At 70.0% G+C, this 21,664-nt stretch carries 22 protein-coding genes; 11 read left to right on the top strand and 11 right to left on the bottom strand.

The genetic code is table 11. The features are described from left to right. The first annotated feature begins 377 nt into the window (after positions 1-377). Together K2F54_RS14710 and K2F54_RS14705 are read left to right on the top strand one after the other, a co-directional pair. Positions 378-1,937, top strand: a complete 1,560-nt coding sequence (locus K2F54_RS14710; RefSeq protein ID WP_220606600.1) for a phytoene desaturase family protein — start codon at positions 378-380, stop codon at positions 1,935-1,937. A gap of 72 nt (positions 1,938-2,009) precedes the next feature. Next, positions 2,010-2,570, top strand: coding sequence for an SRPBCC domain-containing protein (locus K2F54_RS14705; protein WP_220606599.1), 561 nt, complete (start codon positions 2,010-2,012; stop codon positions 2,568-2,570). A gap of 4 nt (positions 2,571-2,574) precedes the next feature. On the opposite strand, the gene K2F54_RS14700 is transcribed toward K2F54_RS14705, so the two are convergent. The 5 genes from K2F54_RS14700 to K2F54_RS14680 form a co-directional block, all read right to left on the bottom strand. Continuing rightward, positions 2,575-3,153, bottom strand: coding sequence for an acyl-CoA thioesterase (locus K2F54_RS14700; protein WP_220606598.1), 579 nt, complete (start codon positions 3,151-3,153; stop codon positions 2,575-2,577). Between the two features lie 9 nt (positions 3,154-3,162). Beyond that, positions 3,163-4,470, bottom strand: coding sequence for an amidohydrolase family protein (locus K2F54_RS14695; protein WP_220606597.1), 1,308 nt, complete (start codon positions 4,468-4,470; stop codon positions 3,163-3,165). Next, the gene (locus tag K2F54_RS14690; RefSeq protein WP_220606596.1) at positions 4,470-5,216 is read right to left on the bottom strand and encodes a nucleoside phosphorylase; all 747 of its coding nucleotides are present in this window, start codon (positions 5,214-5,216) and stop codon (positions 4,470-4,472) included. The genes K2F54_RS14695 and K2F54_RS14690 overlap by 1 nt, the downstream gene beginning before the upstream one ends. An 87-nt stretch (positions 5,217-5,303) precedes the next feature. Next, entirely contained in the window at positions 5,304-6,380 is a 1,077-nt protein-coding gene (locus K2F54_RS14685) for an alpha/beta hydrolase (protein ID WP_255577133.1), read from the bottom strand. A 301-nt stretch (positions 6,381-6,681) separates the two neighbouring features. Further along, positions 6,682-7,227: a YbhB/YbcL family Raf kinase inhibitor-like protein gene (locus tag K2F54_RS14680; RefSeq protein ID WP_220606595.1), complete on the bottom strand. Its 546-nt coding sequence runs from the start codon at positions 7,225-7,227 to the stop codon at positions 6,682-6,684. Between the two features lie 87 nt (positions 7,228-7,314). Here K2F54_RS14680 and trhO point away from each other — a divergent pair, with 87 nt between their 5' ends. Both trhO and K2F54_RS14670 read left to right on the top strand, forming a co-directional pair. Further along, complete coding sequence (trhO, locus tag K2F54_RS14675; protein WP_220606594.1) at positions 7,315-8,214, top strand: oxygen-dependent tRNA uridine(34) hydroxylase TrhO; 900 nt, start codon at positions 7,315-7,317, stop codon at positions 8,212-8,214. 145 nt (positions 8,215-8,359) lie between these two features. Next, complete coding sequence (locus K2F54_RS14670; protein ID WP_220606593.1) at positions 8,360-9,571, top strand: MFS transporter; 1,212 nt, start codon at positions 8,360-8,362, stop codon at positions 9,569-9,571. A 2-nt stretch (positions 9,572-9,573) separates the two neighbouring features. Here K2F54_RS14670 and K2F54_RS14665 read toward each other — a convergent pair whose 3' ends face one another. Both K2F54_RS14665 and K2F54_RS14660 read right to left on the bottom strand, forming a co-directional pair. Further along, positions 9,574-10,053 (bottom strand): hypothetical protein, encoded by a 480-nt coding sequence (locus K2F54_RS14665; protein ID WP_220606592.1) that lies wholly within the window; start codon positions 10,051-10,053, stop codon positions 9,574-9,576. Further along, positions 10,050-10,916 (bottom strand): LssY C-terminal domain-containing protein, encoded by an 867-nt coding sequence (locus tag K2F54_RS14660; RefSeq protein WP_220606591.1) that lies wholly within the window; start codon positions 10,914-10,916, stop codon positions 10,050-10,052. Before K2F54_RS14660 ends, K2F54_RS14665 begins: the two co-directional genes overlap by 4 nt. A 99-nt stretch (positions 10,917-11,015) precedes the next feature. Between K2F54_RS14660 and K2F54_RS14655 the strand changes: the two genes are divergently transcribed. The 7 genes from K2F54_RS14655 to K2F54_RS14625 all read left to right on the top strand — a co-directional run bounded on the left by K2F54_RS14655 (position 11,016) and on the right by K2F54_RS14625 (position 16,864). Further along, positions 11,016-12,242 (top strand): cysteine desulfurase-like protein, encoded by a 1,227-nt coding sequence (locus tag K2F54_RS14655; protein WP_220606590.1) that lies wholly within the window; start codon positions 11,016-11,018, stop codon positions 12,240-12,242. Positions 12,243-12,339: 97 nt separating this feature from the next. Then, positions 12,340-13,242, top strand: coding sequence for an ATP-binding cassette domain-containing protein (locus K2F54_RS14650; protein ID WP_220606589.1), 903 nt, complete (start codon positions 12,340-12,342; stop codon positions 13,240-13,242). Beyond that, positions 13,239-14,078: an ABC transporter permease gene (locus K2F54_RS14645; RefSeq protein ID WP_308287682.1), complete on the top strand. Its 840-nt coding sequence runs from the start codon at positions 13,239-13,241 to the stop codon at positions 14,076-14,078. Before K2F54_RS14650 ends, K2F54_RS14645 begins: the two co-directional genes overlap by 4 nt. Positions 14,079-14,148: 70 nt before the next feature. Beyond that, positions 14,149-15,162: an MDR family oxidoreductase gene (locus K2F54_RS14640; protein ID WP_220606588.1), complete on the top strand. Its 1,014-nt coding sequence runs from the start codon at positions 14,149-14,151 to the stop codon at positions 15,160-15,162. Between the two features lie 41 nt (positions 15,163-15,203). Beyond that, a complete protein-coding gene (locus K2F54_RS14635; RefSeq protein WP_220606587.1) occupies positions 15,204-15,584 on the top strand; it encodes a DUF1304 domain-containing protein in 381 nt (126 codons plus the stop codon). Positions 15,585-15,829: 245 nt separating this feature from the next. Then, a complete protein-coding gene (locus K2F54_RS19315; RefSeq protein ID WP_255577148.1) occupies positions 15,830-16,186 on the top strand; it encodes a dienelactone hydrolase family protein in 357 nt (118 codons plus the stop codon). Positions 16,187-16,282: 96 nt separating this feature from the next. Further along, on the top strand, positions 16,283-16,864 hold the full coding sequence (locus K2F54_RS14625) for a helix-turn-helix domain-containing protein (protein ID WP_220606586.1): 582 nt from the start codon (positions 16,283-16,285) through the stop codon (positions 16,862-16,864). Positions 16,865-16,882: 18 nt separating this feature from the next. On the opposite strand, the gene K2F54_RS14620 is transcribed toward K2F54_RS14625, so the two are convergent. The 4 genes from K2F54_RS14620 to K2F54_RS14605 form a co-directional block, all read right to left on the bottom strand. Then, the gene (locus tag K2F54_RS14620) at positions 16,883-17,704 is read right to left on the bottom strand and encodes a hypothetical protein (protein WP_220606585.1); all 822 of its coding nucleotides are present in this window, start codon (positions 17,702-17,704) and stop codon (positions 16,883-16,885) included. A 148-nt stretch (positions 17,705-17,852) separates the two neighbouring features. After that, a complete protein-coding gene (gene hemL / locus K2F54_RS14615; protein ID WP_220606584.1) occupies positions 17,853-19,184 on the bottom strand; it encodes a glutamate-1-semialdehyde 2,1-aminomutase in 1,332 nt (443 codons plus the stop codon). Beyond that, the gene (gene hemB, locus K2F54_RS14610; RefSeq protein ID WP_374107301.1) at positions 19,181-20,164 is read right to left on the bottom strand and encodes a porphobilinogen synthase; all 984 of its coding nucleotides are present in this window, start codon (positions 20,162-20,164) and stop codon (positions 19,181-19,183) included. The genes hemL and hemB overlap by 4 nt, the downstream gene beginning before the upstream one ends. A 64-nt stretch (positions 20,165-20,228) precedes the next feature. Next, positions 20,229-21,614: a TrkH family potassium uptake protein gene (locus K2F54_RS14605; RefSeq protein ID WP_220606582.1), complete on the bottom strand. Its 1,386-nt coding sequence runs from the start codon at positions 21,612-21,614 to the stop codon at positions 20,229-20,231. Between the last annotated feature and the right edge of the window lie 50 nt (positions 21,615-21,664).

The following is a 21,664-nucleotide window of genomic DNA, read 5'->3' as shown; positions in this document are numbered from 1 at the left end:
AACCACGAGGTTTTTGGCATTTGACATTGTGCACGCTGTTGAGTTCTCAAGGATCGGACGCACCCGACTTCAGGCCATGTGACTGGCTGTCGCTCCGGGGCACTTCGATGTTGTTCTTGTTGCCTGCCGGGATTCCTGTGAAGGAGTCCAAAGCAAACTTCATCAAGCTGTACAAAGCGAAGAATCGCTTTCTTTTCTGCTTGGATTTGGTCCCGCTTGAGGCCGGTAGCTCTTCGGCTTTCCGAACCTGTGGGGTGACGAGAGATGACATTACGGGGATTCCGGGGGCCCCGCAAATCCCATCCGCATCCCGGGCGTGTCGCCGGGGCGAAGATAGGGTCGACACATCGGCAACGTCGCTTGAGAAGGGCCACTGAATGGACACCACACCCGACATCGTGATCGTCGGCGGGGGCCACAACGGCCTCACCGCGGCGGCCTATCTGGCCAGAGCAGGGCGCAGCGTGCTGGTGCTCGAGCGTGACGACCACGTGGGCGGCGCCGCGGTATCGGCTCTCGCCTTCGCGGGGGTGGATGCCCGGCTCTCCCGCTACTCCTACCTCGTGAGCCTGCTGCCCCGGCGCATCATCGACGAACTGGGACTGACCATCGAGCTGGCCCGACGCCGGTACTCCTCGTACACACCCGATCCCCTCGATCCGTCCCGCGGGCTACTGGTGGACAACGGCGACGCCGTGGCCACGGCGGCGTCCTTCGGCCGGATCGGCGCCGGCAGCGACACCGCGCCCTGGGAGCGTCTGGGGGCGGATCTGATCCGACTGGCCGGCGCCCTCTTCCCCACCGTGTGCGAACCCCTGCCCACCCGCGCCGAGGCCCGTCGGCTTCTGGGCGACGACGCGCTATGGACCGAACTGATCGAGCGGCCGCTCGGCGAGATGCTCACCCGGCGCTTCGACAACGACCTCGTGCGCGGAGTCGTCGCGACCGACGGTCTGATCGGCACGTTCACCTCGGTGCACGACGCCTCGCTCGCTGCGAACCGGTGCTTTCTCTATCACTCCATCGGCAACGGCACCGGTGACTGGGATGTGCCCATCGGCGGCATGGGTGCGCTGACCGCGGAACTGGAACGGGTGGCCGTGGCCGCCGGTGCCCGGATCGTGACCGGCGCCGAGGTGACCCGGCTCACGCCGGACGGCGAGGTGCACTACCGCCAGGGTGGCCGTGAGCTGACGACAACCGCCGGTGTGGTGCTGGCGAACGTGGCGCCCTGGGTGCTCGCCGGCCTACTCGGCGAAGCCCGGCCCCACACCACACGACCGGAGGGCGCCCAGGTGAAGGTGAACCTGCTGCTGCGACGCCTGCCCCGCCTGCTCGACAGCACGGTCACGCCAGAGGCGGCCTTCGGTGGCACCTTCCACATCAACGAGACCCTCGGCCAACTCGAGTCCGCGTATGCCGACGCGGATGCCGGCCGCATCCCCGGCACACTGCCCTGCGAGATCTACTGTCACTCGCTCACCGACCCGAGCATCCTCTCCCCCGAATTCGTCGCCGCCGGCGCCCACACCCTGACCGTGTTCGGCCTGCACGCGCCTGACCGGCTCAGCACGGCGGACAACACCGCCACCAGGGCCCGGCTGCAGGCGGCGGTGCTGGCGTCGTTGAATTCCGTGCTCGCCGAACCCATCGAAGACCTGCTGCTCACCGATGCCGCCGGGAAGCCGTGTATCGAGACGAAGACCACCGCAGATCTGGAGGCCGCCCTGAACCTGCCCGGCGGGGACATCTTCCACGGCGCCCTGTCCTGGCCGTTCCTTGAGGAGGACGAGCCGCGGCGGACCCCCGCCGAGCGCTGGGGGGTGGCCACGGCGCATCCGCGGATTCTGTTGTGCGGTGCCGGGGCCCGGCGAGGCGGCGGCGTCAGCGGGATCGGCGGGCACAACGCCGCCATGGCGGTGCTCGAGGACGCCTGATCTCTGGCGGTGGGCACCAAGGAGGCATAGCCTCACAGAGAAGGCTCGTGTTCACTCACCGTGGAGGTCACAATGCCCAGCCACCCAACGCCGGGACCCCCGGACATCGCCCACGCCACCGGGCGATTCGCCCACCGTAAGGACGGGCTCTACCTGCTCTTCGATCGCATCTTCTCTGGGGCGCCCGAGTCGGTCTGGGAGAGCCTGACCAAACCCGAGGCGCTGCACGGCTGGATCGGCACCTACACCGGGCAGCCGCGGACCGGTGCGGTGCGTTTTCGGATGGAATCGAAAACCGACTCGCAGTGGGAGTACGTGAGCATCCTGGAATGCACCCCGTTCAGCCGGATGGTGCTGGACATGGGTGAGGACGAGGACGCCTGGCGGGTGATGGTGCACCTCAGCGAGGGGTCGGGAAAGACCGTGCTGACCTTCGGGCTGCGCCTGCATTCCGCGGCGGAGGCCGCCACGTTCGGACCGGTCTGGGACTACTACCTGGATCGCCTCGTCGCGTCTCGCACGCACCACCCGATGCCGTCGTTCGGCCGGTACTATCCGTCGCTGCAGTACTACTACCACGACCTCATCGTGCCGGAGCGGGCGCACCCGGTCGAGAGCACCGACTCGGTCTGAGCCGTTACTCCCAGATACTGGGGGCCGGCGCCCGAGTGGCGGGCATGGCCACATCCGCGCTCCAGTCCAGCAGCCAGTCGGGCACGCTTACCCCGTCGGGAACCGCACCGACGGCAGCGGTGAGCTCGTCGATGGTCACGACGCCGCCGGTGCGCTTGAGGAACCGGCCGCGGATGAAACCCCGGGCGTAGACCTCGACCTCGCCGGGCACGGCATCCGCCCCCTCGGTGGGGCGTACAAAACGCTGCTCGACGTAGACGGCCTTCTCGTCGAAGCCCAGGATGCGGGATTCGACGGTGAAGCGCTGGCCGAGGGTGAGGGACTTGCGGAAGCTGATGGTCTCGGCCACCACCACCGGGTACCAGCCCTTGGCCTGGAAGATCGCCCAGATTCCGGTGCGGTGCAGCATGTCGAACCTGGCGATGTCCATGATCGACAGGTAGACGCCGTTGTTCATGTGCCGCAGGATGTCCTGGTCGGTGGGCAGCGTGATGAACCGGGTGCGGGCCACGTCGTAGTGCCCGAGCCGGGGGCCGAAGCGCGACAGCAGCGAGTGGAGCAGGGTTCGGAAGAACATATGCACCCGCTGAGGCTAACCTGCCGTGGCCTCCGCGAGGGCGCGCAGAGCCGATTCTTCCTCGATGGTCTGCAGGATCCGGTCGCGCAGGACCAGGCGCCCGCGGGCGACGGTGTGCCGCACATCGGTGGCCGTGGCGGCGTACACGAGCGCCGACCAGGGGTCGCGGGTGGGCCGGGCGTTGAGGGTGTCGACCCGCACCACCTGCAGGTCGGCCTGCATGCCCACCTCGATGGTGCCCACGTCGGTCAGACCGAGCGCCCTGGCACCGTCGACGGTGCCGAGCCGCACGGCCCGTTCGGCGCTGATCATGGTGGGGTCGTTGCTGGTGCCCTTGTGCAGCAGGGCGGCCATCCGCGCGGCCGCGAACATGTCCAGGGCGCCGGCGGATGCTGCGCCGTCGGTGCCGAGGGCAACGCGTGCGTTCTGCGCCAGCAGCTCTGGCACCCTGGCGATGCCGCAGCCCAGTTTGAGGTTCGAGACCGGGCAGTGCGCTACCGCGGCGCCGGTGGCGGCGATGCGGGTGATCTCGGTGTCGGTGAGGTGCACGGCGTGGGCCAGGACGGTCCGGCTGGTCAGGAGTCCGACCTCATCGAGGACCGCGACCGGCCTGGCGCCGTTGACCTGCTCCGCCATCGCCACCTCGCCATGGCTCTCAGAGACGTGGGTGTGCACCCTGGCGTCGAACTCGGCGGCCAGGGCGCGAATCTGCTCGAGCTGGGCACGGTCGAGCAGGTACGCGGAGTGCGGCATCACCCACAGATCGTCGGCGGGGCTCTCGGCCCGGTTGGCGGTGAGGACCGACCTGGCCTCGGCGAGCATGCCGGCGAAGTCGCGCCCCTCAGGATCCCCGGTGCCCATGAAGGTGGGTCCGTTCAGCAGCCGGAACCCCGCCTCGACGGCGACGGCGCGGCTGGCGCCCGGGAACCAGTACATGTCCAGCGCCGTGGTGGTGCCACCGGCCAGGCACTCGGCGATCGCGGCGCGAGTGCCGGCCCTGACGGTCTCGGCGCTCAGGGTGCTCATCTCGGCGGCGATCATGCGCTCGAGGAACACCTCGAGGGTGACGTCGTCGACCTCGCCCCTGAACAGGTTCATGGCGAGGTGGGTGTGGGTGTTCACCCAGCCGGGGGCGATCACGCAGCCGGGGCTCTCGACCAGTTCGGCTGGGGCGTACCGGGCGAGCAGGTCGACGGCCGGCCCCACCGCCACGATGACACCGGCACGGATGGCCACGGCGCCGGCCTCGACGACCGTGCCGGCGCCGTCGACCGTGAGCACGGCATCCGCGGTGAGGATCAGGTCGACCTGTTCTGTCGTCATCAGGCGAGCTCTGGCAGGGCGACGAGGGCGTCGAGGGTGACCGAGACGCCGCGGGCGACACCGTCGGCGACCACGGTGCGGTGCGGGTCGTACCCGGCGCCGTCGACGAGGTCATCGGCGTTGGCGCCGTCGATGACCAGCGCGCCGCCCGCGCGCACGCCCCGGGTGGAGGCCAGCACGAGCAGGGCCGAGAGCTCCATCTCGATCGCGAGCACGCCGAGCTTGACGTAGCCGTCCTGCTTGAGGTCGATCATGCCCGGGTAGAACGCGGCCCGCGTCCAGACGATGCCTCGATGGTGCGGCGCGTCGTGCCGACGGGCCGCGTCGGCCAGCGCGAGCACGACCTCGGGGCTGGCGGCGGCCGGGTAGCTCTCCGGCACGAGCTGATGGGTGACCCCGTCGTCACGCACGCAGGACTCGGCGACGATGAGGTCGCCGTCGTTGATGCCGCGCAGCATGGCGCCTGCCGTGCCGAGCCGGATGATGGTGTCGACGCCGGCATCCATCAGCTCCTGGAATAGGCAGATGGCACCGGGGGCCCCGACGCCGTGCGAGGAGACGAGGACGCTGCTGCCGTTCCACTCACCGACGAAGGAGCGATACTCGCGCTGGTGCGCAACCTCGCGCACGTCGGCGAGCTGGTTCGCGATCTGTGCGGCCCGGAACGGGTCACCGACGACGAGCGCTCGGGTGGGCAGGCCGGTGCGGGGCAGCCCGGTCACCGGGAACGTGTCGGCCTGGGTCATCTGAGCTCCTCTGCTGGCCCGGCGCGAAGTGCCCGGCAGGTACCGAACTTGTCTACCATGCGTGGGGCCGGCCTGCGGCCCGCAGGATCAGGCCAGGGCGTGCTCGCCCTGCGCCAGGCTGTGGGCCGCCGCCGGCAGCGCGGCCACCCTGCGCACGAACGCGCCCAGCCGCCGGTAGACCTCCTGCGACTCTGGATGCCGGGCATCCTGCTGCCAGGTGTGCCGGGTGTTGGTGCGGTGCCGGCCGTAGATCACGGTGTCGGCCACGATGGAGCGCCGGCGCAGGGCTTGGATGAAGTTGAGGTTGGCGCGGTAGAAGTAGTCCCGCTCCGAGGTGGTGATGAACACCGGCGGGAAACCCTCACCCAGCCACTCAATCGGCGAGAGGAACTTCGCCGCCGCGCGCAGGGACATGCCGCGGCCCCGCTCGGGCAGCAGCATCCGCAGGAAGTTGAGGCTGAGCACGAAGCCGCGCTCGAATAGCACCGAGAAGTCCGCGATGCTGCAGTGCTGCACCAGCCCGCGCAGGTGCTCCGGCTCGATCTGCAGGTCGATGCCGTAGTGCTCGGCGAGGGCCGGGTCGGTCGCCGCCGCGGTGAGCAGGGCCGCGATGTGGCCGCCGGCCGAGTCGCCGCCGATCACGATCCGGGTGGGATCGCCGCCGTACTCCTCGATGTGCCCCTTGACCCAGGAGAGCACATCGTTGGCGTCGTGCAGCATGTGACCGATGGTGAAACGGGTGGCCATGCGGTAATTGGCGTTGACCACGACCATGCCCTCCACGGCCTGACTGGCGGCGTACTTGGTGAGTGGGGCCTTGTCGCCCGAGGTCCAGCCGCCGCCGTGGAAGTAGATGTAGACCGGCAGCGGATCCGCGTCGGCGCGGGTGTGCGCGTCGGTCTCATCGTGCGGCACGAGCACGTCCAGGCGGTGATCGCGGATGCCGTCGCCGACGTAGTCGAGGTCGAAGTGGTAGTCCACCGCATCGATCGGGTCGGCGTTGAACTTGTGCAGCTCGCCGGGAGCGATGCGCGTCATGATCGCCTTCCAGAGCCAGACCGGCACTCGGGCCAGTCCGGTTTCCCGGTGGGTGAGGTGGGCATCCGGCGCGGGGCCTGCCGTGGGATCGAAGGTGGTATTGGAGTGAGTGGACGCGTGGAACATGGTGCCTTACTGCCGACGGGGCGCTACCGGAGGCGGCTTCGAAGTGCCGATCTGGCGTTGGTAGCGCTTGCATCGTTTTGTGCCGCGCGACGACGATAGGCTGGCAACCCTGGGATGACCTGAGAATCACTCAATTCGGTGACGGCGCCGGCCGGCGGATGCGCGGAGGCGCGGAGGCGCGGTGGGCGGGCGCGGCGATGCGCGGGCTGTGCGCCGTTTCGCGGGTGGCGTGCCGCCCGCGAAACGGCGCCTGACCCGCGTACCTCCGACACGTCGCTCACGGCGGGCCGAGCGGCCGGGCTCAGGCGGCCTGGGCGGCCCCGCCGGCGACACCGGTGGCCTCGAGGACCGCGCGCGCCAGGGTGTGGAAGTGCACGTTGAAGCCGAGCACGGCCGGGGTGGCGGCGGGGTCGACCCCGAGGTCGGCGACGTCCAACGCGTGCAGCACGAACTGGTAGCGGTGAACGCCCGTTCCGGGAGGAGGGCCGGCACCGATGAAGGTGGGCTGGCGGGCCTCGTTGGGCATGACCACGGCACCGGCGGGCAACAGGGGCGAGTTCTCCACGCCGGCGCCGGTGGGCAGGCCGTGCGCGTCGGCGGGGATGTTGAAGATGGCCCAGTGCCAGAAGCCGGAGCCGGTCGGGGCATCCGGGTCGAACACGGTGAGCGCGAAACTCTTCGTCTCGGCCGGGAAGCCGCTCCAGGCCAGGTCGGGCGAGACATCCGCGCCGCCGGCGTCAGAGCCGTACTGGGCGGCGGCCAGCGGGCCGCCATCGGTCATCACCGAGCTGGTCAGGCTGAACAGGGGAACCTCGCCGAAACGGGCGAAGGGATCGATCGTACTCATGCACACTCCTGGCTCTAGGGGGCTCTTGGGTGGCCCAGCCTACGTGGGCCACCCGGCGGCCCACCACCGCGCGCGTAAAATGTGCGGGTGGCCATTCCGAAGATCCTGCTGTACTACGTCTTCACCCCGCTCGCCGACCCCGAGGCCATCCGGCTGTGGCAGCGTGACCTCGGCGAATCGCTCGGCCTGCGCGGCCGCATCCTGATCTCGAAGGACGGCCTGAACGGCACCGTCGGCGGCGACCTGCCCGCACTCAAGCGGTACGTGCGCAAGACCCGCCAATACGCGCCGTTCGCCGGGATCGACTTCAAGTGGAGCGAGGGCACCGGCCTCGACGAGAACGGCGCGAGCCTGGACTTTCCCCGCCTGGTGGTGAAGGTGCGCGACGAGATCGTGAGCTTCGGCTCGCCAGAGGCCCTCACGGTGGATGCCGGCGGCGTCGTGGGCGGCGGAACCCGCCTGGCCCCGGCGGAGTTGCACGCCCTCGTGGCCGAACGTGGCGACGAGGTGGTGTTCTTCGACGGCCGCAACGCCTTCGAAGCCGAGATCGGCCGGTTCCGGGGTGCGGTGGTGCCGGATGTGGCGAACACCCGCGAGTTCGCGGCCGAGCTCGACAGCGGCAAGTACGACCACCTCAAGGGCCAGCCCGTGGTGACCTACTGCACCGGCGGCATCCGCTGTGAGGTGCTCTCGTCTCTGATGAAGGACCGCGGCTTCGGTGAGGTCTACCAACTCGAGGGCGGCATCGTGCGGTACGGCGAGGCCTTCGGCGACGACGGCCTGTGGGACGGCTCGCTCTACGTATTCGACGAGCGGATGTCGGTGGACTTCAGCGACCACACCACTGTGCTCGGCCGCTGCCGAGTGTGCGGCGCCGGCACCAAGAACATGCTCAACTGCCGGGACCTGTCCTGCCGCGAGCAGCTCGTGGTGTGCCAGGACTGCGTGGCCCTGGCCGCACCGGCCTGCGTGGCGCACGCGGCCTGAGCGAACCGGCACGATCGCCAGGTCGACCGACCGCGCGAGATAGTTGCTTGCGCACTTACCTAGCGTGTGCAATCATTTACGACGCGCCCGCAACTACCGGCGCACGCGTCAGTTGCGCGTGACTTGAGAAATGTAGGGACTCCGCATGCCCATTGGATTGATCGCACTCGCCCTCGGCGGCTTCGGGATCGGCCTGACCGAATTCGTCATCGCCGGCCTGCTGCCAGAGGTGGCCGCCGACTTCGCCGTGACAGAGGCCGCCGCCGGCTGGCTCATCTCCGGCTACGCCCTGAGCGTCGCCGTCGGCGCCATCCTGCTCACCGCGGCCGTCACCCGGCTACCCCGCAAACAGGTGCTGGTGGGACTGATGGTGCTCTTCATCATCGGAAACCTGGTCTCGGCGCTTGCCCCCACCTACTCGATCATGCTGCTCGGGCGCATCATCGCCGCCCTCTGCCACGGCGCCTTCTTCGGCATCGGCGCCGTCGTCGCGGCCGGCCTGGTGCCGCCGAGCAAGAAGTCCGGTGCGATCGCCATCATGTTCACCGGCCTCACCCTCGCCAATGTGCTCGGTGTGCCGTTCGGTACCTTCATCGGCCAGAGCTTCGGCTGGCGCGCCACCTTCTGGTCCATCACCGTGATCGGCGTCGTCGCCCTGGCCGGTATCGCGGCGCTCGTGCCCCGCCCCACCGATGCGGGCGCCCACGTGAGCAACCTGCGCGGCGAGCTGCGCGCCTTCCGCTCCAGCCAGGTCTGGCTCTCGCTGGTGGTGACCGTGCTCGGCTTCGGCGGCATGTTCGGCGCCTTCACCTACATCGCCTACACGCTCACCGAGGTGAGCGGCTTCGACAGCGCGGCCGTGCCGTGGCTGCTCGTGGTCTTCGGTGCCGGCCTGTTCGTGGGCAACATCCTCGGCGGTAAGGCCGCCGACCGGCGCCTCGACCCCACCTTGGTGGTGCTCCTGATCGGCCTCACCGTCGTGATGGCGCTCTTCGCCCTCACCGCGTCGAACCCCGTCGCCACCGTGATCGCGCTGGTGCTGATGGGCGGTTTCGGCTTCGGCACCGTTCCCGGCCTGCAGACCCGCATCATGCTCTACGCCGACACCGCCCCCACCCTGGCCTCCAGCGCCAACATCGCCGCGTTCAACGTGGGCAACGCCCTCGGCGCCTGGATCGGCGGCATCACCATCAGCGTCGGTCTCGGCTACACGTCTCCGCTCTGGGCCGGCGCTGCCATCACCGCTGCCGCCGCGCTCGTGATGGTCGTGGCCGCCACCCGTCGCACGGCACTTACTCCGTCACCAGCCACGGCGAGCGCCGCATCCCTCGACGAGGTCACACCCGCCGCCGTCTGAGGTCACCGTGACGCCCTGGCCGCCCGAACGGCCCTGGCGTAGTGCCGAGCCTGGGTACTCGAGAGCGCCAGCAGGATCAGGATGTCGATCGTGACGCTCACCAGTGACGTGCGCAGGGTGATCTGGGCGCCGCCCAGCGCATAGTCGGCGAACGACAGCAGGATGCTCACCGAGGCGAACGACATCGCCACCACCCGTGCCCAGTTGCGACCGGTGAACACCAACGCCGCCAGGCCCAGGTAGAGCAGGAGGTAGAGCCCGTAGGCCGCGAGCACTCCGCCCAGTACGGCGCCGGCAGCCTGCGGGTCGGTCGAGGCGAGGTTCTGCCCGTTGAGCACGATCGTGGCCGCGAAGGCATCCCACGAGGTGAGCACGGTGAGAATGGCGAACGCACCGGTCAGCGCGCGCACCGCCATCAGGAGCACCCCGCCGAGCACCGACGGGGGCCGTTTCACCCCGACCCCGGCAGTCGCGCCGGTCACGACAGCCCGGTCAGTTCGATCACGGCGCCGGCCTGGCCTGGCACCGCGCGCAGGTCGATCACCGGCAGGTCGCCATCCGTCTGGATGGAGTCGCCGCCGCCGTTGCGGGAGTGGTAGCCGGTGGCGAAGTCGCGGATGAGCACGAGGCGGGACTCCGGCACCGCCTGCCGGATGCTCACCACGATGTGGTCGCGCTCGACGTCGGTGTGCTCGTCGATCCTGTGGGTGACCTGCAGGGTGAACAACGACAGGCCGACGGCCCGGTCGAAGGTGCCGGCCGCCACCCAGTCCACCCGGTGCCCGCCCGGCAGCATCCAGCCGTCCGGGCAGCGCCAGAAGCGCACGTGATGACGCTTGGCCGGGTTGTCGGCCACCTCCTGTTGATAGGCGAAATCCTGCACCCGGTCGAACAGCAACAACGGGCTGACCGGTGCCTGCAGGTAGCTTCGCCGGCTGAGCGTGGCGGTCACGATGCGCCAGCTCGAGGCGAGCGTCACGTCGTCCGCTCGGATCCACCCTGCCGCGGCGAGCGCCGCGTGCAACTGCTCCGCACTGCCGGTGACCGCGAGGTTGACCGGGTCGCCGAGCAGGCCGTCGCTCGTGCGGGTGCGGCCGATGAAATAGTCGGGCACGTAGAGACGGGTGAGGATGCGGTGCAGCCTGGGCAACACGAGGTACGCCAACAGCGCCCAGAACAGCACCGCGAACCAGAGCAGCCCCCAGCCCAGGCCCAGGCTCTCGGTGGCCAGCAGCACCGCCAGCCACACCGACGAGAATCCGGCCAGCACAAAGAAGAACGTGTCGAGCGCGGCGCCGGCAGACAGGCGGCGGCGCGGGTCGGGCACCGGCGTGGTCTCGGGCATGGCGCCATGCTAGTTCGGTCGCGCAGTGAGCGTCGGGGGCGTCAGCGGGCGTGGGCGCGAAAGCAGTGCCAGGGCGGAGATCAATGCTTGGATTGCAGGATGACCTACGACGTCGCCGCCATCCGCGCCCACTTTCCCGCCCTCGCCGCGGGCACCGTGCACTTCGACAGCCCCGGCGGCACGCAGACCCCGCGCTCCGTCGGCCAGGCCATCGCCGACACCCTCACCGGGCCGCTGTCGATCCGCGGTCGCCGCAGCCCCTCCGAGCGCAACGCCGACGATGCCGTCACCGACTTCCGCTCCGCGATGGCCGACCTGCTCGGCGCCGATCCGCTCGGCATCGTCTACGGCCGCAGCGCCACCGCGCTCACCTACGACTTCGCCCGCACCCTCTCCCGCGACTGGGCGCCTGGCGACGAGGTCGTGGTGTCCAGGCTCGACCACGACGCCAACATCCGCCCGTGGGTGCAGGCCGCCGGCCAGGCCGGCGCCACCGTGGTGTGGGCGGACTTCGACCCGGCCACCGGGGAACTGCCGGCGGCCGCGGTGGCCGCGGTGCTCACCGACCGCACCCGGCTGGTGGCGGTGACCGCGGCCTCCAACCTGATCGGCACCCAACCGACCATCGCCGAGATCGCCGCCGTGGTGCACGAGGCCGGGGCGCTGCTCTTCGTCGACGGTGTGCACCATGTGCCGCACGCGTTCGTGGACCTGGCCGCGCTCGGGGCCGACTTCTTCGTCTGCTCGCCGTACAAGTTCTTCGGCCCGCACTGCGGCGTGCTGGCGGCTGACCCGGCGCTGCTGGCCGGTATCCACCCCGACAAACTGCTGCCATCCACGGATGTGGTGCCCGAGCGGTTCGAACTCGGCACGTTGCCATACGAAACCCTCGCCGGTGTGACCGCGGCCGTGGACTTCCTCGCCGGCCTGGGCGAACTCGCCTCAGGGGTCGTACCTCGCCCGAGCGCCAGCCGCCGGGAGAATCTGCGCGCCTCGCTTCGCCTGGCCGAGGCCCACGAGGTGTCACTGCGCGAGCGATTGGAGACCGCCCTGGCTGCGCTGCCCGGTGTGACCGTGTACTCCAGGGCGGCCGAGCGCACCCCGACGGTGCTGCTGGGCTTCGCCGACCGCCCGGCCGCCGACGCCACCGAGTTCCTGTTCGAGCGCGGGATCCTCGCGCCGTCCGGCTCGTTCTACGCCCTGGAGGCGTCCAGGCACCTGGGCCTGGGCGACACCGGAGCCTTGCGCATCGGTCTGGCCCCGTACAGCACCGCGGCCGAGATCGCTTCCCTGCTGGCCGCGATCACCGATTTCGTCTCCGCCTGACGCCGTTCAGGCGGCTTTGTGCCCGACCTGCGGAGAAAACCCGGGCGGACCGGCCCGTTTTCCCCATAAACTGGCGCAAGCGACAGAGGGGATACGGATGCCGATCGGCGCTGTCATCGAATTCACGAACATCACGAAGAGGTTCGGCCAGACCACGGCCGTCAACGACCTCTCGTTCACCGTCGAGCCCGGCCGGGTGACCGGCTTCCTGGGGCCGAACGGCGCCGGTAAGACCACCACCCTGCGGATGCTCCTGGGCCTCGTCGCCCCCACCTCAGGCACCGCGACCTTCGGTGGCCTGCGCTACCGCGACCTGACCCGGCCGCTGCACACCGTCGGCGCCGCCCTCGAGGCCGCCAGCTTCCACCCCGGCCGCACCGCGGCCCACCACCTGGGCGTGTACACCACCGCCGCCGGCCTCCCCCGCACCCGGGTGGCCGAGGTGCTGCACACCGTCGGCCTGGCCGACCACGCCACCCAGCGGGTCGGTGGCTACTCGCTGGGCATGCGCCAGCGCCTGGGCCTGGCCTACTCCCTGCTCGGCGACCCTGGCGTGCTGGTGCTCGACGAACCGATCAACGGCCTCGACCCGGAGGGCATCAAGTGGATCCGCGGGTTCCTCAGCAGCATGGCCGCAGAGGGCCGTACCGTCCTGGTCAGCTCCCACCTGCTCAGCGAGGTGCAGCAGAGCGTGGACGACGTCATCATCATCGCCAAGGGTGAGCTCGTGCACTCCGGGCCGCTGTCCAGCCTCGACACCAACATCGCACCGCAGGTCATCGTGGACTCCCCCGACCGGGATGCCCTCGCCGCCGCCCTCACCAACGCCGGCCTGGCCTTCACCTCCGGGCGCACCGGCCTGATCGTGGCGGTTCCCGACCCAGGCCGGGTGGGCCACATCGCCTTCACCGCCGGCGTCGAACTGAACGTACTGCACCGGCAGAAGGCGGGCCTGGAAGACTCCTTCCTCGCCCTCGTCGAAGGAGGCGACTCGCTGTGAACCTGATCCTGCGCCCCGTCGCCGCCGAATTCAGCAAGATCCTCACCACCCGGATGTGGTGGATCCTCGCCCTCGTGCTGTTCGGTTACATCGCCCTGCTGGCCGGCGGCCTCGCCGCCCTGTTCGGTGGCCTGGACAGCGGAGCGATCAGCCCCGATGCCATGAACACCGGCGGTGGGTCCGCCGGCCTGAGCGGCCTGGGCAGCGTTCCCCCGCTGATCTACAGCTTCGCCGCTTCGGTGGGCTACGTCTTCCCGGTGTTGCTTGGCGCGCTGGCGACCACGGGTGAGTTCCGGCACCAGACCCTCACCCCCACCTTCCTCGCCACCCCCAAGCGCGGCCGGGTGCTGGGCGCCAAGACCATCGCTCTGTTCGTGGTGGGCGCGGCCCTCGGCGTGGTCGGTCTGGCCGCATCCGTCGGTATCGGCGCACTGGTGCTTGGCGGCTTCGGTGTTGACCCGCTGCTCGCCGACGGTGAGACCTGGGCCCTGATCGGGCGCACGGTTCTGGCGATGGCGCTCTGGGCCGTCGTGGGCGTGGGCCTGGGCGTTCTCGTGCCGAGCCAGGTGGCCTCGATCGTGATCGTGCTGGCGTTCACCCAGTTCGTCGAGCCGCTGCTGCGCTTCGCCGCTGCCTTCACCCAGGTGACCGCCGACATCGGCAAGTTCCTGCCGGGTGCCGCTTCCGACGCGCTGGTGGGAGCGAGCTTCTACACCCTGGCCAGCCCCGGCGGCGCCATGCTGGAGAGCTGGCAGGGCGGTCTGGTGCTGCTGACTTACGGGCTGCTCGCCACCGGCTTCGGGTACCTGACCAGCTGGAAGCGCGACGTCACCTAGGCAGGTTTTCGGGCAGAAAGGCCCGGTGTCCGGCCGGATTCGGCGCAGAGCGCGGGTCTAGGGTGAAGGCATGTCTGCTACCGAATTCCGCGCGATCGTCGTCACCCGCACCGAGGATGAGACCGGTGCCCGCACACAATCCGCCGCCATGACCACCCTCGACGACGACGCGCTGATGGCCGGCGACGTCACCGTTGCGGTGGAGTTCTCCAGTATCAACTACAAGGACGGCCTGGCCCTGATGGGCAAGCCCGGCGTGGTGCGGGTCTGGCCGCTGGTGGCGGGCATCGACCTGGTCGGCACCGTGGAGACGAGCAGCGACCCGCGCTGGGCGGCAGGCGACCGCGTCATCCTCAACGGGGCCGGGATCGGCGAGAGTCACCACGGCGGCCTCGCCGAGCGGGCCAGGGTCTCCGGCGGCTCCCTCGTGCGTCTGCCGGATGCCGTGAGCGCCCAGCGCGCCGCCGCCGTGGGCACCGCCGGATTCACCGCCATGCTCGCCGTGCTCGCTCTCGAACGCGGCGGGGTCAGCCCTGACTCCGGCGATGTTCTCGTCACCGGTGCCGCCGGCGGGGTGGGTTCCATAGCGATCCTGCTGCTCGCTGCACGCGGCTACCGGGTCGTCGCATCCACCGGCCGCGGTGAGGAGCTTGGCGACTACCTGCGCGGTCTCGGCGCCACCGAGGTCCTCGACCGGCACACCATCGACGGGGCGGGAAAGCCGCTGCAGACCCAGCGCTGGGCCGGCGCGATCGACTCGGTCGGCAGTGCCACCCTGGCGAACATCCTCGCCCAGACCAATCAGGGCGGAGTGGTGGCCTCCTGCGGCCTCGCGCAGGGCGCCGACCTGCCCACCACCGTGCTGCCGTTCATCCTGCGGGCGGTCACCCTGGCCGGCATCAACTCGGTGGAGGCACCCCTGCCGCTGCGCGAGGAGGCCTGGGCGCGGCTCGCCGCCGAGCTCGACCTCGACAAGCTCGACAGCCTCACGACGGTCATCCCGTTCGCGGACTCGTTCGCCGCCGCCGAGAGCATCCTGGCCGGCCGCGTGCACGGCCGCACGGTCGTCGACGTGCGCCACTGACGCCTGTGTCGCAGCGGTCGGCGCGCGGCTAGGCTGACGAAATGGCCGTCATCGCTTCTGTCTTCATCGCCCTTGCGGCGCTGCTGCACGTCTACATCTTCCTGATGGAGAGCGCCTGGTGGACCCGACCGGCCATCTGGCGGCGCTTCGGCCTCGCCGATCAGGCCGAGGCGGAGACGACCAAGGCGTTGGCCTACAACCAGGGCTTCTACAACCTGTTCCTGGCCGTGGGTGGGATCCTCGGGCTGGCGCTGTACTTCGGCGGCCTGGAGCAGGCCGGCGCGGCGCTGGCCCTGTTCAGCACGGGGTCGATGGTCCTCGCCGCGGTCGTTCTCACCACGACGGGCCCCGGCAGGGTGAAGTCAGCGCTCACGCAGGGTACGCTGCCGCTGATCGGCTTCATCCTCTTCCTGTTCGCCTAGGCCCGCCGCCCTGGCAGCACCGCCGAAAGGACCGTTGTGACCCACGTCATCCTCTTCCACCATGCCCAGGGACTCACCGAGGGAGTGGAGGAGTTCGCCCAGCGCTTGCGGGATGCCGGTCACGACGTCGTCGTTCCCGACCTCTACGAGGGCCGCACCTTCGACTCCCTCGATGCCGGGGTGGCCAACGCCGAGGCCATCGGCTTCGACACCATCATCGAGGCGGCAGCCAGGCCGCGGCCGGCCTGCCCGCTGACACCGTCTACGCCGGCTTCTCGCTCGGCACGCTTCCGGCGCAGAAACTCGCCCAGAGCAGGGAGGGCGCCCTCGGTGCGCTATTGTTCCACGGCGGTGTTCCCGCGGCCATGTTCGGCTCGGAGTGGCCGGCGCAGACGGCGCTGCAGCTGCACGTGAGCGCCGAGGACGACTGGGTCGAACTGCTCGAGGTCGAGGAACTCGCCGAGGATGCCGGCGCGGCCGAGCTGTTCATCTACCCAGGGGACGCGCACCTGGTCGCCGACTCCAGCCTCGACGAGTACGACGCTGACATCGCCGAGCTCATCCTGGAGCGCTCGATCCGGTTCCTCGACCGGCTGTCCTGACCCGCGAAAGCGGGTGTGTGGTCACCTCAGCGCGCTGAAGCAACCACAGGACCGCTTTCGCGGATCGACGGGGCGCTGGGGTGGCACGATGGGGGGATGACCAGCGACTCACCATCCGTTCTGCAGACCGTGGGCGCCCGCCTGCGCGAGCTGCGTCTGCTCAGCGGGCGCACGCAGGCCCAGCTCTCCGCCACCACCGGCATCTCGGAGAGCACCCTGTCGAGGCTGGAGTCCGGGCAGCGCAAACCCACCCTGGAGCTGCTGCTCGCACTCTCGGCCGCCCACGATGTGACGATCGACGACCTCGTGCGCGCGCCGGCCGACGACGACCCCCGTCTCGACCAGCGGCCGTTCACCCGGCACGGACGCACCTTCGTGCCGCTCAGCCGCACCGCCGGCGGCCTGCAGGCGTTCAAGGTGATCATTCCCGGCCGCACCGACGACGAGCCGCTGGAGCAGCGCACCCACGAGGGCTTCGACTGGTTCTACGTGCTCAGCGGCCGGTTGCGGCTGGCGCTGGGCGAGCACGTCATGCTCCTCGGGGTGGGCGAGGTCGCCGAGTTCGACACCCGGGTGCCGCACGCCTTCGACAGCGCTGGGCCGGAGCCGACCGAGATTCTCAGCCTGTTCGGCCAGACCGGCGAACGCATCCACGTGCGGGCCAGCACCATCCGCTGACCCGGCGGGAGCGGGGGCTTACTCGGCGGGCTTGTCCGAGTCGACGGGCTTCTCCGAGTCGTCGGGCTCGGTGACCGGGTTCACCGCGTCTGCCGCGGTTTGTGCGACCGGCGGGACCGTGGCGCGGGATGCCCGCTTCGCCGGCTTGGCCGGGGCTGCCGGCTCCGTGGCCTCTGCCGGCTTGGCAGCGGCCGTGGTGCGCTTGCTGCGTGTGCTGGGCCGGGCGGGCTTCTCGGGCGCGGTGGGCTCAGTGGGCTCGGTGGGCTCGGCGGCCTGGGAAATGACCTCACCGACCTCTCCGGCGGTGACGACCGTGGCGGTACGGGCTCGCCTGGCCGGCTTCACCCCCGCGGCCGGAGCCACGGGATCGGTGACCTCGACCGGCTTGGCCACCTTGGCCGCACGGGCACGCTTGGCGGGCTTCGCTGGCGTGGCGGGATCGTTCGACTGTGCACCGCCGGCCGACTCGGCCACCGTCGCGACGTCCGCGTCGGCGTCGAGCTTGAGCGAGGCGATGAGGTCGGGGGCGTGGTTGGTCGAGAGCACCACGCGGGCGAAGTCGTCACCGGTCAGGTCGATCACCACGGCCTGACGCCGACGCTTGATGGCCAGGAAATCCTTGCCGCCGTGGAACTTCCACACGCCGACCGCCACGACCAGCGGCACGAGGGCGCCGGGGGACCGAATGCCGCGTACCCAGATCCACGGATCATCCGTGATCGTGACCGAGCGGATGTTCTCGCGCGCGATCACGACGTTCTCCCGGCGGAACGCCAGCGTCTTCTCCGCGGGCGTCAGGTGAATCTCCAGCCGGTCGGGGTGCACGCGTAGGGAAGCCATTCCCCCAGTCTGCCCGGTCCGGCTGGAAAACCCCTTGTCGCTGCCTCACAAAGCCGTAACGTCCGGCGCCCGCGCAACTGTTACCCGTGCGGACAATTGCGCCCGGCGCACCGGGCGCAATTGTCCGTTGCGGCAACAGTTGGCGGTGTTAGGCGGGCGGACGGGCCGCGGCGGCGGCCTGGGCAGCGGCCGGTAGCGCCTCGAGGATCTTCTCGATCGACTCTCCGTCGTGGGCGGCGGAGACGAACCAGGCCTCGAACACCGACGGCGGCAGCGAGATACCGCTCTCGAGCATCGAGTGGAAGAACGGGCCGTACCTGAAGGCCTCCTGGCGCTGCACCTCGGCGTAGCTGCGCGGCGAGGTCACGGCGGCCTCCTGGCCGAAGACGAAACTGAACAGGTTGCCCGCCTGCTGCACGCTGTGCGCAACACCCTCGGCGAAGAGAGCGCCGGACACGGCCTCTGAGAGCATCGCGGCGGTCTCGTCGAGCCGCGAGTAGACGGTCGCGTCGGCCGCGGTGAGGGTGGCGATGCCGGCGGCAACGGCCACCGGGTTGCCCGAGAGCGTTCCGGCCTGGTAGACCGGGCCGACCGGGGCCAGGAAGTCCATCACGTCGGCCCGGCCGCCCAGGGCGGCGACGGGCAGGCCGCCGCCGATGACCTTGCCGTAGGTGAACAGGTCGGGCGTGTAGCTCTCGCCGTCCTCGGCCTGCAGCGCCCAGTAGCCGCCGGGGTGCACCCGGAAACCGGTGAGCACCTCGTCGACGATGAGCAGGGCGCCGTATTCGTGCGCGAGGTCAGAGAGTGCGGCGTTGAAACCGGCATCCGGGGCGACGACGCCCATGTTGGCGGCGGCGGCCTCCGTGATCACCGCGGCGATCTGGCCGGGGTAGGCCTCGAACGCGGCGCGCACGGCCTCCAGGTCGTTGTACGGCAGCACCAGGGTCTGCGCGGCGGTGGCCGCGGTGACACCGGCAGAGCCGGGCAGCGCGAGGGTGGCCAGGCCGCTTCCGGCCTCGGCGAGCAGGCCGTCGGAGTGGCCGTGGTAGTGCCCGGCGAACTTGATCAGCAGGTCACGCCGGGTAAACCCGCGGGCAAGACGGATGGCCGTCATGGTGGCTTCGGTGCCGGTGGAGACCAGGCGGAGCTTCTCGATGGCGCCGACGCGGCTCTTGATCAGCTCGGCGAGCTGGGTCTCGCCGGGGGTGGACGCACCGAAGGACAGGCCGAGCGCGGCGGCCTCCTGCACGGCGGCGACCACGGCGGGGTGGGCGTGGCCGAGGATCGCGGGGCCCCAGGAGCTGACCAGGTCGACGTAGTCGCGGCCGTCGGAGTCGGTGACGTAGGCACCGGACGCCTTGACCAGGAAGAGCGGGGTGCCGCCGACCGAACGGAAGGCGCGCACCGGCGAGTTGACGCCGCCGGGGATGGAGAGCTGGGCGCGGGCGAAGAGCTCGTCGTTGTGCGTGGCCTGGGTCATCGGGCATCCGTTTCGGTGAGCCAGGCGGCGAGTTCGACCGCCCAGTAGGTGAGTATGGCGTCGGCGCCGGCACGGCGGATGCTGAGCACCGACTCCTCGATGGCGCGGCGGCGGTCGATCCAGCCCTGCGCGGCGGCGGCCTCGATCATGGCGTACTCGCCGGAGACCTGGTACGCCCAGACGGGAACCTCACTCATGGCGGCGACCTCGGCGAGCACGTCGAGGTAGCTGCCTGCGGGCTTGACCATGACGACGTCTGCGCCCTCGTCGATGTCGATGCGGGCCTCGCGCACGCCCTCTCGGCGGTTGGCGGGGTCGAGCTGGTAGGTGCGGCGGTCGCCGACCAGGGTGGATTGCACCGCCTCGCGGAACGGTCCGTAGTAGGCGGAGGCGTACTTGGCCGAATAGGCCAGCACGGCCGTGTCGGCGTGCCCGGCGGCGTCGAGGGCGGCGCGCACGGAGGCGACCTGGCCGTCCATCATGCCGGACAGGCCGAGCAGGGCGGAGCCGGCCTCGGCCTGGGCGAGTGCCATCTCGTTGTAACGCACCAGGGTGGCGTCGTTGTCGACGTGACCGTCGGCGGCGAGCACACCGCAGTGGCCGTGATCGGTGAACTCATCCAGGCACAGGTCGGTCTGCACGACCAGCGCGTCGCCGACCTCGGCGACGATCGCCCTGGTGGCGGCGTTGAGGATGCCGTCGGGGTCGGTGGCCCCTGTACCGGTCGCGTCGCGCACCTCAGGGACACCGAACAGCATCACCCCGCCGATGCCGGCGGCGGCGGCCTCTGCCACGGCGCGGCGAGCCCCGTCGATGCTGTGCTGCACCACGCCGGGCATCGAGGAGATCGGGGTGGACTCGGTGCCCTCACGCACGAACAGCGGCAGAACGAGCTCGGCGGGGTGGACACGGGTTTCGCTGGCCAGGCGGCGGAGTGCGGGGGTAGTGCGCAGTCGTCGCGGGCGGATGACGGGGTTTATCACCCGACCAGCCTAGGCCTCCAGCCTGTGAGCCGGTAAGCCTGCGGAGCGGGGGCGAGCGCCGTCAGCCGATGACGGGGCGCTCTTCCGGGTACCGGAAGAGCAGGTTGCGGCGGCGGAGTGCCAACGCGGACGCCAGGCCGATCGGACCGACCCGGCCGGCGAACATCAACGCGGCCAGGATGTACTTGCCCGACGGCGGCAGTTCGGCGCTGAGTCCGACGCTCAGCCCGCAGGTCGCGAACGCCGAGATCACCTCGAACAGGATGTGGTCCAGTGGGGCGTCGCTGACGAGCATGATCAGGCCGCTCGCGCCGAGCACCAGGGTCGCCCCGAAGAAGGTCACACTGATCGCCACCCGCATCGTGGCCTCTGGGATGGTGCGCCCGAACACCATCAGGTTCTTGTCGCCCTTGGCCTCGGCGATGATCGCCAGGAACAGCAACGCGATCGTGGTGACCTTGATGCCGCCGGCGGTCGATGCGGATCCGCCGCCGACGAACATCAGCGCATCGGTGGCGAGCAGGGTCGCCGACGTGGTCGCCGCCGGGTCGACGAGGGAGAATCCGCCCGACCGCATCATGGTCGAGGCGAAGACGGCTTGCATGATGCGCTCCCCCACCGGCAGGTCACCGATGGTCGCGCTGTTCGACCACTCCAGGGCACCCCACAGCAGGGCACCGGCGACGAGCAGGATTCCCGTCGTCGACAGCGTGAGCTTGGTGTGCAGGTTCCATTTGCGCCAGTGCCACTTGACCACCATGAGCACCAGGAACACCGGGAAGCCGAAGCTGCCGACGAAGACGCCGACCATGATCGGCACGAGGATCCACGGGTCGTTGACGAACCCGGCCAGGCCATCCGCGTGTGCGGTGAAGCCCGCGTTATTGAACGCCGAGACGGAGTAGAAGATCCCGTGCCAGAGCCCGGCGGGCACGGAGTCCTCCACCATGATGAAGCGCGGTACCAAGAAGACGGCCAACGCCAGCTCCAGGCTCAGGGTGGTCAGGATCACGACGCGCAGCAGCGATTGCACCTCGCCGAGTTTGGTGGTGCCCACGCCCTGCCTGGCGAGAATGCGCCCCTTCAGGCCGAGGTTGCGGGTCACCGCGCGGGAGAGCAGCAGCGCGATCGTCACGATGCCCAGTCCGCCGACCTGGATGGCCAGCAGGATGACGACCTGGCCGAACATCGACCAGTGTTCGGCGGTGTTGACGGTCACCAGCCCGGTCACCGTCATGGCCGACACCGCAGTGAACACGGTGTCGTGGAACGCCGTCGGTTGTCCATCGACGGCGGCCACCGGCAGGCTGAGTAGGCTCGTGAACAGCATCACGACGAAGAGGAACACGACCAGCGCCAGCAGCGCGGAGTAGTCGTGCACGACGAGGTTCGAGAAGCCCGTCAGGCCGCGGCCCCGCGCTGCGGGTCCAACTGTGTTCTTCGCCATCGTGCGGTGACCTCTGACTCCTGAGGGGTGCATCGTGCCCCGATTCGGCT

It is taken from the genome of Cryobacterium inferilacus, from assembly GCF_019599185.1.
Taxonomy (GTDB): Bacteria; Actinomycetota; Actinomycetes; order Actinomycetales; family Microbacteriaceae; genus Cryobacterium; species Cryobacterium inferilacus.
The sequence above is the reverse complement of the archived record's forward strand: the minus strand, read 5'-3'. Positions and strand labels throughout refer to the sequence as shown.

Coding starts and splice junctions, on each gene's coding strand:
- K2F54_RS14685 (WP_255577133.1), bottom strand. CDS start 6,380: ATGTTCCACGCGTCCACTCACTCCAATACCACCTTCGATCCCACGGCA.
- K2F54_RS14705 (WP_220606599.1), top strand. CDS start 2,010: ATGCCCAGCCACCCAACGCCGGGACCCCCGGACATCGCCCACGCCACC.
- K2F54_RS14625 (WP_220606586.1), top strand. CDS start 16,283: ATGACCAGCGACTCACCATCCGTTCTGCAGACCGTGGGCGCCCGCCTG.
- K2F54_RS14640 (WP_220606588.1), top strand. CDS start 14,149: ATGTCTGCTACCGAATTCCGCGCGATCGTCGTCACCCGCACCGAGGAT.
- K2F54_RS14620 (WP_220606585.1), bottom strand. CDS start 17,704: ATGGCTTCCCTACGCGTGCACCCCGACCGGCTGGAGATTCACCTGACG.
- K2F54_RS14635 (WP_220606587.1), top strand. CDS start 15,204: ATGGCCGTCATCGCTTCTGTCTTCATCGCCCTTGCGGCGCTGCTGCAC.
- K2F54_RS14660 (WP_220606591.1), bottom strand. CDS start 10,916: ATGCCCGAGACCACGCCGGTGCCCGACCCGCGCCGCCGCCTGTCTGCC.
- K2F54_RS14680 (WP_220606595.1), bottom strand. CDS start 7,227: ATGAGTACGATCGATCCCTTCGCCCGTTTCGGCGAGGTTCCCCTGTTC.
- K2F54_RS14605 (WP_220606582.1), bottom strand. CDS start 21,614: ATGGCGAAGAACACAGTTGGACCCGCAGCGCGGGGCCGCGGCCTGACG.
- K2F54_RS14710 (WP_220606600.1), top strand. CDS start 378: ATGGACACCACACCCGACATCGTGATCGTCGGCGGGGGCCACAACGGC.
- K2F54_RS14650 (WP_220606589.1), top strand. CDS start 12,340: ATGCCGATCGGCGCTGTCATCGAATTCACGAACATCACGAAGAGGTTC.
- K2F54_RS14695 (WP_220606597.1), bottom strand. CDS start 4,470: ATGACGACAGAACAGGTCGACCTGATCCTCACCGCGGATGCCGTGCTC.
- K2F54_RS14655 (WP_220606590.1), top strand. CDS start 11,016: ATGACCTACGACGTCGCCGCCATCCGCGCCCACTTTCCCGCCCTCGCC.
- K2F54_RS14670 (WP_220606593.1), top strand. CDS start 8,360: ATGCCCATTGGATTGATCGCACTCGCCCTCGGCGGCTTCGGGATCGGC.
- K2F54_RS14690 (WP_220606596.1), bottom strand. CDS start 5,216: ATGACCCAGGCCGACACGTTCCCGGTGACCGGGCTGCCCCGCACCGGC.
- hemL (WP_220606584.1), bottom strand. CDS start 19,184: ATGACCCAGGCCACGCACAACGACGAGCTCTTCGCCCGCGCCCAGCTC.